We start from the raw sequence: 16,433 nt of genomic DNA, 5'->3' as shown, positions 1-16,433 counted from the left end.
ATACGCGGGTCTTTAAAGATCTTGAAGATCCAGTAAGGAGCTTACGTGTTCGCCTGGTGGGGTCGAACTGTGTACCGGATCCGGTACATCGTAATCGGGGTCACGGTGGCTCTGTGCCTGGGCGGTGGCATTTTCGGGCTCAGCCTGGGCAAGCACGTGACGCAGAGCGGTTTCTACGACGACGGCAGCCAGTCGGTCAAAGCATCGGTGCTGGGCGACCAGGTGTACGGCCGCGACCGCACCGGTCACGTCGTGGCCATCTTCAAAGCGCCCGACGGCAAGACCGTCACCGACCCGGCGTGGTCCAAGAAGATCAGCGACGAACTCAACAAGTTCGTCGCCGACCACCCGAAAGAGGTGTTCGGCTGGGCCGGATATCTGCGGGCCCCCGACAGCACCAGCCCGGTCATCAAGGGCATGGCCACCGACGACAAGAAGTACACGTTCGTCTCGATCCCGCTCAAGGGCGACGACGACGACACCATCCTGACCAACTACAAGACCATTGAGCCGGCACTGCAGAAGCTCGACGGCGGCACCGTCCAGCTGGCCGGCCTGCAACCGGTCGCCAGCGCGCTGACCGGCACCATCGCTACCGACCAGCGCCGCATGGAGGTGCTGGCGCTGCCGCTGGTGGCGGTCGTCCTGTTCCTGGTCTTCGGCGGCGCCGTCGCGGCCTGCCTTCCCGTCATGGTCGGCGGGCTGAGCATCGCCGGTTCGCTGGGCATCCTGCGGTTGATCGCGATGTTCGGGCCTGTGCACTTCTTCGCCCAACCGGTGGTCTCGCTGATCGGTCTCGGCATCGCGGTGGACTACGGGTTGTTCGTGGTGAGCCGCTTCCGGGAAGAGATCGCCGAAGGCTACGACACCGAGGCCGCGGTCCGACGCACGGTGATGACGGCAGGCCGGACGGTGGTGTTCTCGGCCGTGCTGATCGCCGCTTCGGGTGCCAGCCTGCTGTTGCTGCCACAAGGGTTCGTGAAGTCGCTGACCTACGCCCTGATCACCGCGGTCTCGCTGGCCGCGATCCTGTCCATCACCTTGCTGCCTGCCTGCCTGGGCGTTCTCGGCAAGCACGTCGACGCCCTCGGGGTGCGCACCGCGTTCCGGGTTCCCTTCCTGCGGAACTGGAAGGTCTCCCGGGCCTACCTGAACTGGCTCGCCGACCGCCTGCAGAAGACCAAGACCCGCGAAGAGGTCGAGGCCGGCTTCTGGGGCAAGCTGACGAACTTCGTCATGAAGCGCCCGCTGGCGTTCGCGATCCCCATCGTCATCGGCATGATTCTGCTGATCATCCCGCTGGGCAACATGTCGCTGGGCGGCATGAGCGAGAAGTACCTGCCGCCGAACAACGCGGCGCGCCAGTCGCAGGAACACTTCGACAAGCTCTTCCCCGGCTACCGGACCAATCCGCTGACGCTGGTGATCGAGTCGACCAACCATCAGCCGGTCACCGACCAGCAGGTTGCCGACGTCCGCAGCAAAGCGATGCAGATCAGCGGGTTCATCGAGCAGGACAACGACCCGTCGAACATGTGGCAGGAACGCCCGCAGGCGCCGGGCGGCTCCAAGGACCCGTCCGTCCGGGTGATACAGAACGGACTGCTCAACCCCGCTGACTCGTCCAAGAAGCTCGAAGAGTTACGCGCGATCACGCCACCCAAGGGCATCGAGATACTCGTGGGCGGTACGCCCGCCCTGGAACAGGACTCGATTCACAGCCTGGTGGACAAGGCACCGCTGATGGTGTTGGTGCTGATCAGCACGACCATGGTGCTGATGTTCCTGGCATTCGGATCGGTGGTGCTGCCGATCAAGGCGGCGGTGATGAGCGTGCTGACGCTCGGGTCCACCATGGGCATCCTGACGTGGATATTCATCGAAGGCCATGGCGCCGGGCTGCTGAATTTCACGCCCACGCCACTGATGGTGGTGATCATCGCGTTGGTGGTCGCGGTCGGTTACGGCCTGGCCACCGACTATGAAGTCTTCCTGGTCTCGCGAATGGTCGAGGCCCGCGAAAACGGCATGTCCACCCAGGAGTCGATCCGGATCGGTACGGCCACCACCGGTCGCCTGATCACCGCGGCCGCGCTGGTCCTCGCCGTGGTTGCGGGCTCGTTCGTGTTCTCCGATCTGGTGATGATGAAGTATCTGGCGTTCGGCCTGATGGCAGCCTTGCTGCTGGACGCGACCGTGGTCCGGATGTTCCTGGTGCCGTCGGTGATGAAGCTGCTCGGTGACGACTGCTGGTGGGCACCTCGCTGGATGAGACGCCTGCAGAACCGGATCGGCCTGGGCGAGATCCAGCTGCCCGACGAGCGCAAGCGGCCCGCCACCAAGACACGGCCGCCGGTGACGGCCGGACTGGTCGCCGCCGGGGCGTCGCGCAAGCCGCACGACCCGACACACCCGGCCGCGTTGACCCGGGCGGCCCAGCCCGAGCTGACACCCGCGCCCGCGGCGCCGTCGCCGCAGGTTCCGGTGCGGGCCACTCCCGCCGCCGAGCCGCCCACGGCGCGCCTGTCGGCGCCCGGGGCCACCCGCAACGGCCCGGCACCGCGTCCGGCCGGTCGTGGCCCGGCTCCCAAGAACGTCACCCCGCCCTCTGCCGGCGAGACCAACAAGATGCCGGTGGCGGGCAGCCGGCCGGAGCCCACCCCGGAACCCGAGGCGGCCGACAAGACCGCCGCCCTGCCGGTCCAGCGCCCCGACGGCGACGACTCCGACACGGCCACCGAAAAGCGCAACGCCCGCGGTATCCAGGAGGACAGCAACGGCGACACGTCGCGCCGGCGGCGCACCGGCGGCGGTGGCCTGTCGGCGCAGGACCTGCTGCGTCGCGAGGGTCGGCTCTAGGGAGCGTCCCTCGCGGCGAGCGCCCGCATGTTGCCAACAACACGCCGCGTCCGGCGTACATTTGCGCGCCCTCGCCACCAGAGCCGTGCGCGGTGGGTATGACGACACGCCGCAATTGCCGCACCTAGGCGCGCGCATTCGCCGCCGCGTAGTTGAGAATCGTTGGCTATGCGCAACTTTCGATCGATCGGCGGTGCCTTCGTTGCAGTTGCCGCAGCCGCCGCAGTGTCGGGCATCGCCGGACTCAGCGCCGCGCCGGCCCACGCCGACGGCCCGGTACAGGTGAAAAGCCGCATGGGCGACGTCTGCCTGGACGCGCCGGACGGCAGCTGGTTGACCGCGGTGGTGGTCAATCCCTGCAACGGGTCGGACTCCCAGCGCTGGAATCAGAACGGCGAGCAGCTGGAGAGCGTCGCGTTTGCGGGCAACTGCCTGACGTCGCCCAACGAGGACCGCTGGACAGCACACCTGGGACCCTGCCTGAACTGGTACAACCAGCACTGGAGCCCGCAGCCCAACGGCCACATCATGATCAGCCTGGACGGGTGCCTCACCGTGCTCGGCGGTCCCAACCCCGGGACGTGGGTGTCCACCCGGTTCTGCGGCGGCGACGTCGACCAGGGCTGGGATCTGGTGGCTTAGTCGTCCGGTTTATCCGGTCTTTCCGGTTTGTCCGGTCTATCCGGTTTCGCCTGCAGAATCGCGGACACCTCTTCGTCATTGGCCTGCTCTTCCGCCTCGGCCTCCGGATCGCGGGCCAGCAGAACCTGCATCGCGTTGTTCAGGAATGCCACCGTCGGAACGGACAGCAAAGCTCCGACGATGCCGGCCAGCACGCCGCCGGTCGAGATCGCCAGCACCACCGCCAGCGGGTGGATCGACACCGCACGGCCCATCACCAGCGGCTGCAATATGTGCGCCTCGAGCTGATTCACCACGATCAGCAGACCGAGCGTCAGCAGCGCGTAGAGCATCCCCTTGGCCAGCAGAGCCACCACCACGGCCAGCAAACCTGATACCAGGGCACCGATCAGCGGCACGAAGGCGCCAAGGAAGACGATGGAGGCGAGCGGCAGCGCCAACGGCACCCCCATGATCGCCAACCCGGCGCCCACTCCGGCCGCGTCGGTCAGCGCGACCAGGAAGGTGGCCCGGATGTATCCGGTCAGGGCGCCGTACCCGGCGTGGCCGGCCGCATGCACTCGGTCGCGGACGTGGGCCGGGAAGATCTTCTGCACGTACTGCCAGATGTTGCGCCCGCCGTACAAGAAGAAGATCAGGGTGAAGAGCACCAGGACGGCCGCCGTGACCAGCTCGGTGATCGTGGCGGCGGTGGACAGTGCGCCGCTGGTCAGCTTCGCCTGGTTGTTGCGCAGGGCTTCGATCGCCGCGTTGCCCGCGTTGTCGATCTGCTCGCGGCGCAGGTGCGCCGGCCCCTCGATCAACCACCTCCGGCTGCTGTCGATGCTGTGCTCCACCTGCTTGACCAGGTCGGGCACCCCGACGATGAACTGGCTGACGACGAACGCCAGGATGCCGCCCAACACCGCGAACCCGCTCAGCAACACCACCGTCACCGCGGCTCCGCGCGGCAGGCCATGCTCGTCCAACCAGTCGACCGCCGGCACCAGCAAAGCGCTGAGCATCAGCGCCAGCAACACCGGCACCACGATGACTTCGAGCTTGTCGACCACCCACAGCAACGCCACGGCAGCGGCCACGATCACCAGCAGTCGCCAGGACCACGCGGCGGCCTTGCGAACCAGGGGGCTTACCGCTTCGTCGTCCGAATTTGCCGGCATCAAGTCAGCCTAACCGGGATCCCCCGCAAATCCGGCCGCCACGATCCGGTTACGACCTCAGAACAAGGCCGACACGTCAGCGACGTGCAACGATGCGCCAGACACTGGCCCGGCTACCCTAATGCGATGTCGTCTGACGCCGCCACCCGCAAGTTTGCGGGCATTCGCCTCGCCCGGGGTGAGAAGGCGGCGCGCGGCAAGCACTGGTGGCTGCGGTGGGTGGTGTTGTCCGTCGTCGCGATCGTGCTCGGCGTCGAGGTCATTCTGGTGCGCGATCAGCTCGCCAAAGCGTGGACGAGTCTGTTCGAAGCCAACTGGTGGTGGCTGGTCGCCGCGATGGCGGCTGCCGCGGCGTCGATGCACAGCTTCGCCCAGATTCAGCGCACGCTGCTGCGTTCCGCCGGCGTGCACGTCAAGCAGTTGCGCTCGGAAGCGGCCTTCTACGCGGCCAATTCGCTGAGCACCACGCTGCCCGGGGGCCCGGTGATTTCGGCGACGTTCCTGCTGCGGCAGCAGCGCATCTGGGGCGCCTCGACGGTGGTGGCGTCCTGGCAGCTGGTCATGTCGGGCGCGTTGCAGGCGGTCGGGCTGGCCGTGCTCGGGCTGGGCGGCGCGTTCTTTCTGGGCGCTCGGAACAACCCGTTCTCGTTGCTGTTCACGCTCGGTGGTTTCATCGCGCTGCTGCTGCTGGCGCAGGCGGTGGCGTCCCGCCCGGAGCTGATCGAAGGAATCGGCAGCAAGGTTCTGTCGTGGGTCAATTCCATTCGTGGCAAACCCGCCGACACGGGTCTGGAGAAGTGGCGCGAAATCCTGATGCAGCTGGAGTCGGTCAGCCTGAGCCGGCGCGACCTGGGTGTGGCGTTCAGCTGGTCGCTGTTCAACTGGGTCGCCGACGTGGCGTGCCTGGGGTTCGCGGCCTACGCCGCCGGAGACCATGCCTCGGTCGCCGGACTGACGGTCGCGTATGCGGCGGCCCGCGCGGTCGGGACGATCCCGCTGATGCCGGGTGGGCTGCTGGTGGTGGAGGCGGTGCTGGTCCCCGGGCTGGTATCCAGCGGCATGGGCCTGCCCAATGCCATCTCGGCGATGCTGATCTACCGGCTGATCAGCTGGCTGTTCATCGCCGCCATCGGCTGGGTGGTGTTCTTCTTCATGTTCCGCACCGAGAAACTCGCCGCGGACAGCGACGACGACCCGCCCACCGATCCCGAACTACGGGTGCCGGACCTGCGGGCGACGGACTTGCGGGCGACGGCCGACGAGCGGGCCGACCCGGCCGATTCGGCGTTGCAGGGACCGCTGCCGCCGCTCGATCCGGCTAGTTAGCCACCCGGCTTCGGCGCGGGCTTCGGCGCGGTGGTCGGCGCCGCGACGGCGGGCACGCCCGGCACCGGCGCCGTGCCGGCGGCGGGCGCGGGGCCCGGCAGCGGCGCGGCGGGAGCACCGCCGGCCGGCAGACCACCGGGCAGACCCCCGCCACCCTGGGCCGCCTGCACCATGCTGAGCGCCTGCGGCAGCGAAATCGGCAGCTTGCACTGGGTGCCCAGCTTGTTCAGCGGGTTGGCCAGGCCCTGCATGTCCAGGGCCACTTTGGGATTCGCCTCGAAGTACGTCTTGATCGTGCCGAGCGACTGCGGGCCGGCCTGGTCCTGCAGGGCGCTGGTCATCACCTGGTTGGTCTCCGGGTGCGAGTCCAGGTAGTCGCCCGTCGACTTGGCCACCGAACCGATGGTGCGGGCCACCTCGCTGGCCGCGCACGGGTCCGTCGAACCGGTCGCCGCGGGCGCATCCAGCACCGCACTGCCGGCGCAGGACAATCCGGTCGCGGCCAGGACGGCGAACAGTCCCTGGCGCAAAGAAGGCGTCCGTGGCTTGGAAAACGGGGAAAACATGGCTGACTCCTCACGATTCGCCGCCCGAAGTCCCCCCACCGGCGGCCACCGACATCCTGCCATCCCGCCCGGCGGGCCCGCCAACTCAAGCGGATGACCCCACCTCCATCACGACTTAACAACGATCCTGGCAAACCGGTGTCGTCGCAGCTCAGCAACCGATAAGCAGAGCTAGGGCACAGCACACTCCGGTAGGCTCGCGGGCACGCGCAGCGCAAGAAACACGGGGAGATAGAAAATCCAGCAGTTCATGATGCGGCTGAGCCGCAACCTGCGCAGATTCCGCTGGTTCGTATTCGCAGGCTGGCTGTTCGCCCTGGTACCGGCGGTCTATCTGGCCATGACGCAGTCGGGGAATCTCACCGGCGGCGGGTTCGAGGTTGCCGGTTCCCAGTCGCTGGCCGTGCACGATCAACTCGTCGAGCAATACCCCGAGCTGGGGGCGTCGCCGTTGGCGCTGGTGGCCGCCCCCCGTCCCGACGCCACCTACCAGGACATCAACGACGCGGTCGCCGAGCTCAAACGGATCGCCGGTGAGCTTCCGGGAGTCACCGAGGCGCCCAACCCCACTCAGCGGCCACCGCAACCCGACCGGCCCTACGTGGTCACCCTGCGTCTGGACGCCCGCAACCCCGGCACCAGCGACGTCGCCAAGAAACTGCGGGAACGGGTCGGTGTGAAGGGCGACCAGTCCGGGCAGACCGCCAACGGCCGCGTCCGGCTCTACGTCATCGGGCAGGGAGCTCTGAGCGCCGCCGCCGCGGCCAACACCAAGCACGACATCGCCAAGGCCGAGGAATGGAACCTGCCGATCATCCTGGTCGTGCTGCTGGCCGTGTTCGGTTCGCTGGCTGCCGCCGCGATCCCGCTGGCGCTGGGTGTCTGCACGGTCGTGGTGACCATGGGACTGGTCTATGCGCTGTCCATGCACACGCCCATGTCGGTGTTCGTGACCTCGACGGTGTCGATGTTCGGCATCGCGTTGGCCGTCGACTATTCGCTGTTCATCCTGATGCGCTTCCGGGAGGAACTGCGCACCGGCCGTCAGCCGCAAGAGGCCGTCGATGCCGCGATGGGCACCTCGGGTCTGGCCGTGGTGCTGTCCGGGATGACCGTGATCGCCTCTCTGAGCGGCATCTACGTGATCAACACCCCGGCGCTGCGGTCGATGGCCACCGGCGCGATCCTCGCGGTCGCGGTCGCGATGCTGACGTCGGCGACGCTGACGCCGGCGTTGCTGGCGACGTTCTCCCGGGCGGCGGCCAAGAGGTCACCACTGCTGCACTGGTCCCGCCGGCCGGAAAGCACGGTGTCCCGGTTCTGGACACGGTGGGTCACCTGGGTCATGCGCCGGCCGTGGATCTCCGCGCTGGCGGCCTCGGCGGTACTGCTGCTGATGGCGGCGCCGGCGCTGTCAATGGTGTTGGGCAACAGCCTGTTGCGGCAGTTCGACTCCTCCCACGAGATCCGGGCGGGGGTGGCTTCGGCGTCGCAGGCCCTCGGCCCCGGCGCGCTGGGTCCCGTTCAGGTCCTGGTGACGTTCCCCGACTGGCCGCAGGGACAGGACGCGGTCCCGGTGCGAGCACAGAAGCTCGCCGCGATCCGCGACAAGATGGCCCAGGGGCCCAACGTCGCCTCGGTGTCGCCCCCGCAATACGCCGGCGACAACAAGAGCGCCCTGCTCAACGCGGTGCTGTCGGTCGACCCCGAAGACCTGCGCGCACGGCACTCCGTCGACTGGATGCGCAGTCAGTTGCCCAGGGTCGGGGGCGACGCCCAGGTTTCGGTCGGCGGCTCGACCGCGCTGATCAAGGACTTCGATGACCAGGTGGCGCAGACCCAGCCCATCGTGCTGGCGTTCGTCGCTCTGATCGCGTTCCTCATGCTGTTGCTCTCGGTGCATTCGGTGCTGCTGGCGCTCAAGGGTGTGCTGATGACGTTGCTGTCGGTGGCGGCCGCCTACGGCAGTCTGGTCATGGTCTTCCAGTGGGGCTGGGCCGAGAAACTCGGATTCCCGCACCTCACGTCGATCGACAGCACGGTGCCGCCGCTGGTCCTGGCGATGACCTTCGGGCTGTCCATGGACTACGAGATCTTCCTGCTCACCCGCATCCGCGAACGCTTCCTGCAGACCGGCCACACCCGCGACGCGGTGGCCTACGGCGTCAGCACCAGCGCCCGCACCATCACCAGCGCCGCGCTGATCATGATCGCGGTGTTCTGCGGCTTCGCGTTTGCGGGCATGCCGCTGGTGGCTGAGATCGGGGTGGCGTGCGCCGTCGCGATCGCGGTCGACGCCACGGTGGTGCGACTGGTCATGGTGCCGGCGCTGATGGCGATGTTCTCGAAGTGGAACTGGTGGTTACCGGGCTGGTTGGGCCGGATCCTGCCGTCCGTCGACTTCGACCGTCCGCTGCCCGACGTCGACCTCGGCGGCGTCGTCGTCATCCCCGAGGACATCACCGCCGCCATCGCCCCCAGCGCCGATCTGCGGGTGGTGATCAAGTCCGCGGCCAAGCTCAAACACCTTGCCCCCGATGCCATTTGCGTCGCGGACCCGCTGGCGTTTTCCGGTTGCGCGCGCAAGGAAGAGCCGGAATCGGCGGAGGCCGACACGGTGGCGCTGGCCACCGGTCCGGTCGGCAAGGTCAGTCTGGCGTACCGCAGCGGCATCGCCCGCGCCATGTCGTTGGCCGACCGCCCGATCCACCCGGTGACCTTGTGGCGCGGACGGCTGTCCGTCGCACTCGACGCGCTGGAGAGCCGGGGCACCAGGAACGGTTTCCGCCGCAGCAGCCCGGTGGAGACCACCAACGTGCAACTGCCGACCGGTGACCGTTTGCTGATCCCCACCGGGGCCGAAACGCTGCGGTTCAAGGGCTACCTGATCATGAGCCGTAACAGCAGCCGCGATTACGCCGATTTTGCTGACATGGTCGACGCAATGGATCCGGAGACCGTCGCGGTGGTGCTGGCCGGGATGGATAGGTATTACTGTTGTCAGCCTCTCGGCTCGTCTTCGCGATCGCATTGGATGGCCACCGAGTTGGTTCGCCGGCTCGCGGATCCCGATCCGTCCGACCTCAACGACGATTGGCCCGAAACCGATGCGAGGGCAGACTGGGAGGAGGTCAGGCAGCGCTGCCTGTCCGTGGCTGTAGCAATGCTGGAGGAGGCGAGGTGACGTTGACTGCCGACCAGCGAAATCCTGCGTCTGCTCCGCAGGTGCGGCGTCCCGACCCTGATCAACCGGTGGAGTTCTGGTCCACCGCGGCGATCCACTCCGCCCTGCAGGGCGGGGACATCGCCACCTGGAAGCGCATCGCGGGTGCGCTCAAACGCGACCCTTACGGCCGGACCGCCCGCCAGGTGGAAGAGATCCTGCGCGGAACACGACCCGTCGGCATCGCCAAGGCGCTGTGGGAGGTGCTCGAGCGCGCCCGCACCCACCTCGAGGCCAACGAACGCGCCGAGGTGGCGCGGCACGTCAAGCTCCTGATGGACCGGTCCGGCCTGGTGCAGCAGGAGTTCGCCTCCCGCATCGGGGTGGCTCCGGAGGACCTGGCCACCTTCCTCGATGGCAGCGTCAGCCCGTCGGCGTCGCTGATGATCCGGATGCGCAGGCTGTCCGACCGGTTCGTCCGGGTGAAGAACGAGCGCTCAGCCAACTCCAACTAAAGCTCAGCGGGAATTGATCGGAACGATGTCCTGCACCAGCCAGTCGTTGCCGCGTTTGGACAAGGTGACGCGGACCGCCGGGGCGGCCTGACTGGCGGGCTGGCCGGGCGCGTTCTGGGTGACCCGCATGATCACCGCCACGCTGGCCGCCGACGGCCCGATGGCCTCGACGCCGGCCGCCAGGGTTGAGGCCTGCGCGGTGATCTTGCGCTGCAGCAGGTCCGCGCTGGTCTTGGTGTACTCCTCTTTGAACTTGCCCGCCTTGTCCGGCACCATCATCGACGCGGCGCGCTCGATGGAGGCGCCGGGCGCCGTCGGGGAGAACGAGGCGACCGCCTCGGCCACCCCCGTGGCGACCTGAACCACCGCGACCGAGTCCCGCTTGAAGTCGTCGTCCTTGGTCGTCCAGTGCGTGTACCCGGTCAATACGGCCGCGCACAGGGCCGCCGCGGCCAGGAACGCGACGGCCAGTCGCAGCCCGGGCGCGTCGTCGTCGGTGCCCACGGTGACCGCGTCGCGACGCAGCAGCCAGAAGTTGATCGCGACGCCTTCGACGATCAGCAGCGCGAGCGCGGCGGCCACCGCCACCCACCAGCGGGGCCAGGCCAGCACCGCGCCGATGCCGAACAACGCGGTGAGCGCCGCCAGCGGTGCCAGCACGTCGAACGCCGCGAGCCGCCATGCGTTCCTCATCGGATCGACTCCAGCTTGGAGATCATCATCTTGTTGTCGACGTTGGACACGTCCAGGCGCAGATTCCAGTGCACCACCTGCGGTTTGGCGCCGGCGTTCTCGCTGACCGAGGTCGCGACCAGCATCACGGAGTCGGTGCGGGTGGCGAATGCCGGCAGCTTCGTCGTCACCACGGGTCGCGGCGAGCCGGGCACGGTGTCCAGGTCGCGGTGCACGGTGTCGATCGCGACCGACTCGATCTGGCCGGCGCTGCGCGCCTGCAACTTCTCCACCACCTTCCGGTAATCCATGATCGCGGCCTCGAAGTCGGTGTTGAGCTGGCCGACCGTGCCGTCGTGCAGCCGCTGCAGGCTGGCGTCGATGTTGCCGACATTCATGTTGATCAGGATTTCCGTCCAGTCGGCCGCGGCCGACATCACCCGGGACAGGTAGACCCGCTCGGCGGAGTCGTCGCGATGGCCGAACCAGATCAGCCCGCCAAGCACCAGCGCCGCGACCGAGATCAGGCCCAGCACGGTCGACGCGATGCCGAAGGTGGAGAACACCCGGGTGTCGTCGTCGGTATCTGAGTCGTCGTCGGTGTCGTCGTCGTCGGTGTCCGAGTCGTCTTCGGTGTCGTCTTTTGCGTCGTCTTCTTTGTCGTCGAAGTCTTCGGCGTCCTGGTCAGGCATGGTGCGATCGTTGCACCCGAAAGGAGATGGAAGGATGGCGGGGTGACAGTAGAGGCCATCCGCTCGGGGATCGACCTGAGCTTCGTCGACCCAGCCGCCCGCCCCCAGGACGACCTTTTCGGCCACGTCAACGGCCGCTGGCTGACCGAGTACGACATCCCCGCCGACCGCGCGACCGACGGCGCCTTCCGGACGCTGTTCGACCGGGCCGAGGAGCAGGTGCGCGACCTGATCATCCAGGCCAGCCAGAGTCAGGCCGCGCCGAGCACCGACGAGCAGCGCATCGGCGACCTGTACGCGAGCTTTCTGGACGAGGACACCGTCGAGCGCCGCGGACTGCAACCGCTGCTCGACGAACTGACCGTGATCGACGGCGCCGCTGACCGTAGTGCGCTCGCCACCGTCGTCGGCACCCTGCAACGCACCGGGGTGGGCGGCGGTGTCGGACTTTACGTCGACACAGATTCCAAAGACTCGAGCCGCTATCTGGTGCACTTCTCGCAGTCGGGCATCGGGCTTCCCGACGAGTCCTACTTCCGCGACGAGCAGCATGCCGCCGTGCTCGCTGCCTATCCGGGCCACATCGCCACCATGTTCGGCCTGGTATTCGGGGGCAGCGCGGACGACCACGCCGACACCGCCGCCCGGATCGTCGCCCTGGAGAGCAAACTGGCCGCCGCTCACTGGGACGTGGTCAAGCGCCGTGACGCCGAGCTCACCTACAACCTGCGCACCTTCACCGAGCTGGAGGACACCTCGGGCTTCGACTGGTCCGGCTGGGTCAGCGGACTGGGCACCACGCCGGAGGCAGTCGCGGAACTCGTTGTCCGCCAACCGGATTACCTCACCGCCTTCGCCGATCTGTGGAGCGGCGAAGACTTCGAAGACTGGAAGAGCTGGGCGCGTTGGCGGTTGATCCGGGCCCGCTCGCCGTGGCTGACGAGTGAGATGGTCGAGGCCGACTTCGAGTTCTACGGCCGCCGCCTCACCGGCACCGAGCAGATCCGGGACCGATGGAAGCGCGCGGTGGCGCTGGTGGAAACCCTGATGGGCGACGCCGTCGGAAAGCTTTACGTGGAACGGCATTTCCCGCCGGGAGCCAAAGACCGCATCGACACCCTGGTGGCCAATCTGCGCGAGGCGTACCGGATCAGCATCAGCGACCTGGACTGGATGACACCGGAGACCCGCACCCGTGCGCTGACCAAGCTCGACAAGTTCACCGCCAAGGTCGGCTATCCCGTCACCTGGCGGGACTACTCCGCGCTGGTGATCGACCGCGACGACCTCTACGGCAACTTCCAGCGCGGCTACGCCGCCAACCACGACCGTGAACTGGCCAAGCTTGGCGGGCCCGTCGACCGTGACGAGTGGTTCATGACACCGCAGACCGTCAACGCCTACTACAACCCCGGGATGAACGAAATCGTCTTTCCCGCAGCCATTCTGCAGCCGCCGTTCTTCGACGCCGAAGCCGACGACGCGGCCAATTATGGCGGTATCGGCGCGGTGATCGGCCACGAGATCGGCCACGGCTTCGACGACCAGGGCGCCAAGTACGACGGCGACGGCAACCTGGTCGACTGGTGGACCGACGACGACCGCACCGAGTTCGGCGCCCGAACCAAAGCCCTGATCGAGCAATACGAGGCATACACGCCGCGCGCTCTGGACGGCGATCACCACGTGAACGGCGCGTTCACCGTCGGGGAGAACATCGGTGACCTGGGGGGTCTGTCGATCGCGCTGCTGGCTTACCAGTTGTCACTGCAGGGTGAGCCCGCTCCGGTCATCGACGGCCTGACCGGCGTGCAGCGGGTGTTCTTCGGCTGGGCCCAGGTGTGGCGGACGAAATCCCGTGACGCCGAAGCGATCCGGCGGCTCGCGGTGGACCCGCACTCGCCGCCGGAGTTTCGCTGCAACGGTGTCATCCGCAACGTGGACGCGTTCTACGATGCTTTCGACGTGTCGGAGTCCGACGAGCTGTTCCTCGACCCGCCCCGCCGCGTCCGCATCTGGAACTAGGCCGGGCAAGCCTCGACCCGCGCCGGCACGTGCTTGTGCCAGGGCGTACCCGCGTAGGGGTCGCGCCACTTGGTCGACGTCAACGCGTTCGGTGCCACGCCCGGCACCACGGTGCGACCGTCCTCGCCGACGTAATCCAGCCCAAAACCGTTGGGCAGCGCGGCATGTCCGGGCAGCATCGTCTCGGTGATCTCCACGGTGGCTTCGGCGCTGCCGGCCGCGGTGGTGATGCGCGCCCGGCCGCCGTCGTGCAGACCCAGCGACTGAGCGTCTTCGACGCTGACCCGCAGCGCCCCGTCCGCGTCGCGCTTGCGCCAGGACGGGTCGCGGAAGATGTCGTTTGCGGTGAAGGCGCGCCGCTCCCCCACCGACAGCACGATCGGCAGCTCGTCGGTGGTCAGCCGATCCGGCCCGGCCGCCAGAGCCCTTATATCGCTGAGCATTTCGGGTATCTCCAAAGAGATCTTGTGGTCGCTGTGACCGATCAGCGCGAAGTCGTCCTCGTAGTTGTGCACGGTGAACGTCACGCCGGAGGGGCTGCCCAGGATCGCGTCGAAGAGCGCGTTTCCGTCGGCGTGCCCGGCCCGCCGCACGGCGTCGGGGTAGGTCATCGCCGTCTTCTGCGCCTGCCCCCACAACGCCGCCGCGCCGGCCAGCCCGTCCGGCAGCGTCGGGCCCAGCGTCTCGTACAACACGTACGGCAGCACCCGGGCCAGCGTTGGATTTCCTGCGACCGCACCCAGAAACGCCTCGGTGTACGCCTGGCGGCCCTGTGCGGCGGCCTCGTGCAGCGGCCGCAGATCCTCGTCCGACACGACGCCCAGCGCGCGCACCAGCCTCGCCCAGATCTCGGGTTCCGGCAATGTCCCGGGCAACGGCGGGAACAGCGGGTGCCGCAATTGCATTGAATTGTGCGGGAATTCGAGGTTGAAGAAGGTCGCCTCGCATTTCTCGAACTGTGACGCCGCCGGCAGCACGTAGTGCGCCAGTCGGGCGGTTTCGGTCATCGCGACGTCGACGACCACCAATAACTCCAGTGACTGGAACGCCGCGCGGCACGCGGCCGAGTCGGCCAGTGAGTGTGCCGGATTGCTGCTTTCGACGACCATCGCCCGGAACCTGTTCGGGTGGTCGGTCAGGATCTCCTCTGGCACGACGTTGCCGGGCACCAATCCGGCGATGACGGGTGCGCCGGTCACCGGCGTCCGGCCGGACACGGTGCTGAACAACGGGGCGAACGATGAATGCAGATGCTGGCTGCCCTTTTTCGCGAAGTTGCCGGTCAGGATCCACAACATCTTGTTCAGGTAGGAGCACACGGTGCTGTTCGGCGCCTGCTGCACCCCGAGGTCCTCGAACACCGCGACGCTGCCGGCCGTCGCGACCCGCCGGGCCGCCGCGCGCAACAACTCCTCGTCCACTCCGCAGCGCTGCGCGTACTCGGCGACCGGCACATCGTTCAGTACCGCCCGCACGGCGTCCACACCGTGTACGTGCTCGGCGAGAAACGCTTCGTCGCAGAGCTTTTCCTGCACCAGGACCGCGGCCAGTGCGGCCAGACACCACGCGTCGGTTCCCGGCCGCACCCGAAGGTGGAAGTCGGCCATCTTGGCGGTATCGGTGACGACCGGGTCGATCACGATCATCGAGCGCCGCGGATCCTTGGCGATCTCGTTGAGCACCACCCGAGCCCGGGGGAAGCTCTGCGACATCCACGGGTTCTTACCGACGAACACCGAAACCTCGGCATGCTCGAACTCGCCGCGCGTGTGACCACCGTAAAGTTGCGCGTCGACCCACGCCTCGCCGGTCTTCTCCTGCGCCAACGCATTTGACCGATATTTGGAACCCAGCGCCTTGAGGAACGCTCCGCTGTAGGCACCGCCGAGGTGGTTGCCCTGCCCACCGCCGCCGTAGTAGAAGATCTTGTCGCCACCGTAGGTGTCGCGGATGTGTTTGAAACCCTCGGCGATCTCGACGATCGCTGTCTCCCAGTCGATTTCCTCATAGCTGCCGTCGGCGCGGCGGCGCAGCGGTGAGGTGAGCCGGCCTCGGCCGTTCTGGTAGTGATCCAGCCGCAGCGCCTTGTTGCAGGTGTATCCCTGCGACGCCGGGTGCTCCTTGTCGCCCCGGATGCGGGCGAGGGTGCGGCCTTCGGTCTGCACGACGATGCCGCAGTTGCACTCACACAGGATGCACGCGGTGGGCTGCCAATCACTCATGGGACAAGTTCCTTTCGACCAACTCGCGTAACTGGCGGTGAACCAGATCCAGCGGCGCCAGGTCGCGCCGTACCCGGGCCAGTAGCAGCGCGCCCTCGAGCGCTGCCGTTGCAAACTCCGCGAGCTCGCCTGCCCGCTCCGCGGCGAAGCCGTCGGCGATGAAGCGCTGGGTGATCAGGTCCGACCAGCGGTCGAACACCACGGCCGCATGTTCCACCACGGGCGCCATGCGATCGCGGTCCTCCTGGTCGAACCCCGCTTCCACCGACACCGCAGCGATCGGACAACCCGCGCGGAACTCGGTGGCCAGCAACTGCTCGCGGTACTTCTCGATCAGCGTGTCCAGCAGCGCCAGACCGCTGTCCGCATCGGCGATGAGCGAGGCGATGTGGTCGCCGGCGAAGTCGACCGCCTCGCACAGCAGTTGCGTACGCCCACCCGGGAAGTGGTGGTAGGCCGACCCGCGTGGCGCCCCGCTGTGCGCCAGGACGTCGGATATCGCGGTGGCCCGCGCGCCGCGTTCCCTGATCAGCAGGGCCGCAGACACCACCATCCGCTCTCGGGGGCTACGCATATGTATGATGCTATACA

General features: G+C 67.6%; 12 protein-coding genes. 6 read left to right on the top strand and 6 right to left on the bottom strand.

All coding sequences use genetic code 11. The annotated features are described in order from the left end of the window. Positions 1–45: 45 nt before the first annotated feature. Together mmpL3 and C0J29_RS02460 are read left to right on the top strand one after the other, a co-directional pair. Positions 46–2,859 carry a trehalose monomycolate exporter MmpL3 gene (gene mmpL3 / locus C0J29_RS02465; protein ID WP_120791437.1) on the top strand — a complete coding sequence of 938 codons (2,814 nt, stop codon included), beginning with the start codon at positions 46–48 and terminating at the stop codon, positions 2,857–2,859. Positions 2,860–3,027: 168 nt separating this feature from the next. Beyond that, entirely contained in the window at positions 3,028–3,501 is a 474-nt protein-coding gene (locus C0J29_RS02460; RefSeq protein WP_120791436.1) for an Rv1419 family lectin, read from the top strand. Here the strand turns inward: C0J29_RS02460 and C0J29_RS02455 are convergent. After that, positions 3,498–4,661, bottom strand: a complete 1,164-nt coding sequence (locus tag C0J29_RS02455; protein ID WP_120791435.1) for an AI-2E family transporter — start codon at positions 4,659–4,661, stop codon at positions 3,498–3,500. The two genes, C0J29_RS02460 and C0J29_RS02455, sit on opposite strands and share 4 nt — an antisense overlap. A 126-nt stretch (positions 4,662–4,787) precedes the next feature. Between C0J29_RS02455 and C0J29_RS02450 the strand changes: the two genes are divergently transcribed. Continuing rightward, a complete protein-coding gene (locus tag C0J29_RS02450; RefSeq protein ID WP_065048406.1) occupies positions 4,788–5,987 on the top strand; it encodes a lysylphosphatidylglycerol synthase transmembrane domain-containing protein in 1,200 nt (399 codons plus the stop codon). Here C0J29_RS02450 and C0J29_RS02445 read toward each other — a convergent pair. Beyond that, positions 5,984–6,553: a hemophore gene (locus tag C0J29_RS02445; protein ID WP_120791434.1), complete on the bottom strand. Its 570-nt coding sequence runs from the start codon at positions 6,551–6,553 to the stop codon at positions 5,984–5,986. The two genes, C0J29_RS02450 and C0J29_RS02445, sit on opposite strands and share 4 nt — an antisense overlap. 250 nt (positions 6,554–6,803) lie before the next feature. On the opposite strand from C0J29_RS02445, the gene C0J29_RS02440 reads away from it, so the two are divergent. Then, on the top strand, positions 6,804–9,737 hold the full coding sequence (locus C0J29_RS02440; protein WP_120791433.1) for an MMPL family transporter: 2,934 nt from the start codon (positions 6,804–6,806) through the stop codon (positions 9,735–9,737). Continuing rightward, positions 9,734–10,231, top strand: coding sequence for a hypothetical protein (locus tag C0J29_RS02435; protein ID WP_065048401.1), 498 nt, complete (start codon positions 9,734–9,736; stop codon positions 10,229–10,231). Before C0J29_RS02440 ends, C0J29_RS02435 begins: the two co-directional genes overlap by 4 nt. 3 nt (positions 10,232–10,234) lie before the next feature. Here the strand turns inward: C0J29_RS02435 and C0J29_RS02430 are convergent, their stop codons facing one another. Next, on the bottom strand, positions 10,235–10,924 hold the full coding sequence (locus tag C0J29_RS02430) for a hypothetical protein (protein WP_065048399.1): 690 nt from the start codon (positions 10,922–10,924) through the stop codon (positions 10,235–10,237). Beyond that, positions 10,921–11,595 carry a hypothetical protein gene (locus C0J29_RS02425; protein WP_120791431.1) on the bottom strand — a complete coding sequence of 225 codons (675 nt, stop codon included), beginning with the start codon at positions 11,593–11,595 and terminating at the stop codon, positions 10,921–10,923. The genes C0J29_RS02430 and C0J29_RS02425 overlap by 4 nt, the downstream gene beginning before the upstream one ends. 42 nt (positions 11,596–11,637) lie before the next feature. Between C0J29_RS02425 and C0J29_RS02420 the strand changes: the two genes are divergently transcribed. Beyond that, positions 11,638–13,620 (top strand): M13 family metallopeptidase, encoded by a 1,983-nt coding sequence (locus tag C0J29_RS02420; protein WP_120791430.1) that lies wholly within the window; start codon positions 11,638–11,640, stop codon positions 13,618–13,620. On the opposite strand, the gene C0J29_RS02415 is transcribed toward C0J29_RS02420, so the two are convergent. Continuing rightward, the gene (locus C0J29_RS02415; RefSeq protein WP_120791429.1) at positions 13,617–15,842 is read right to left on the bottom strand and encodes a molybdopterin-dependent oxidoreductase; all 2,226 of its coding nucleotides are present in this window, start codon (positions 15,840–15,842) and stop codon (positions 13,617–13,619) included. The two genes, C0J29_RS02420 and C0J29_RS02415, sit on opposite strands and share 4 nt — an antisense overlap. Further along, positions 15,835–16,416 (bottom strand): TetR/AcrR family transcriptional regulator, encoded by a 582-nt coding sequence (locus tag C0J29_RS02410; protein ID WP_120791428.1) that lies wholly within the window; start codon positions 16,414–16,416, stop codon positions 15,835–15,837. The genes C0J29_RS02415 and C0J29_RS02410 overlap by 8 nt, the downstream gene beginning before the upstream one ends. Between the last annotated feature and the right edge of the window lie 17 nt (positions 16,417–16,433).

The organism is Mycobacterium paragordonae, assembly GCF_003614435.1.
GTDB lineage: Bacteria > Actinomycetota > Actinomycetes > Mycobacteriales > Mycobacteriaceae > Mycobacterium > Mycobacterium paragordonae.
Note: the sequence above shows the minus strand (reverse complement) of the source record. Positions and strands in the feature narration are given on the sequence as shown.

Coding starts and splice junctions, on each gene's coding strand:
- C0J29_RS02460 (WP_120791436.1), top strand. CDS start 3,028: ATGCGCAACTTTCGATCGATCGGCGGTGCCTTCGTTGCAGTTGCCGCA.
- C0J29_RS02455 (WP_120791435.1), bottom strand. CDS start 4,661: ATGCCGGCAAATTCGGACGACGAAGCGGTAAGCCCCCTGGTTCGCAAG.
- C0J29_RS02450 (WP_065048406.1), top strand. CDS start 4,788: ATGTCGTCTGACGCCGCCACCCGCAAGTTTGCGGGCATTCGCCTCGCC.
- C0J29_RS02445 (WP_120791434.1), bottom strand. CDS start 6,553: ATGTTTTCCCCGTTTTCCAAGCCACGGACGCCTTCTTTGCGCCAGGGA.
- C0J29_RS02440 (WP_120791433.1), top strand. CDS start 6,804: ATGATGCGGCTGAGCCGCAACCTGCGCAGATTCCGCTGGTTCGTATTC.
- C0J29_RS02430 (WP_065048399.1), bottom strand. CDS start 10,924: ATGAGGAACGCATGGCGGCTCGCGGCGTTCGACGTGCTGGCACCGCTG.
- C0J29_RS02425 (WP_120791431.1), bottom strand. CDS start 11,595: ATGCCTGACCAGGACGCCGAAGACTTCGACGACAAAGAAGACGACGCA.
- C0J29_RS02415 (WP_120791429.1), bottom strand. CDS start 15,842: ATGAGTGATTGGCAGCCCACCGCGTGCATCCTGTGTGAGTGCAACTGC.
- C0J29_RS02410 (WP_120791428.1), bottom strand. CDS start 16,416: ATGCGTAGCCCCCGAGAGCGGATGGTGGTGTCTGCGGCCCTGCTGATC.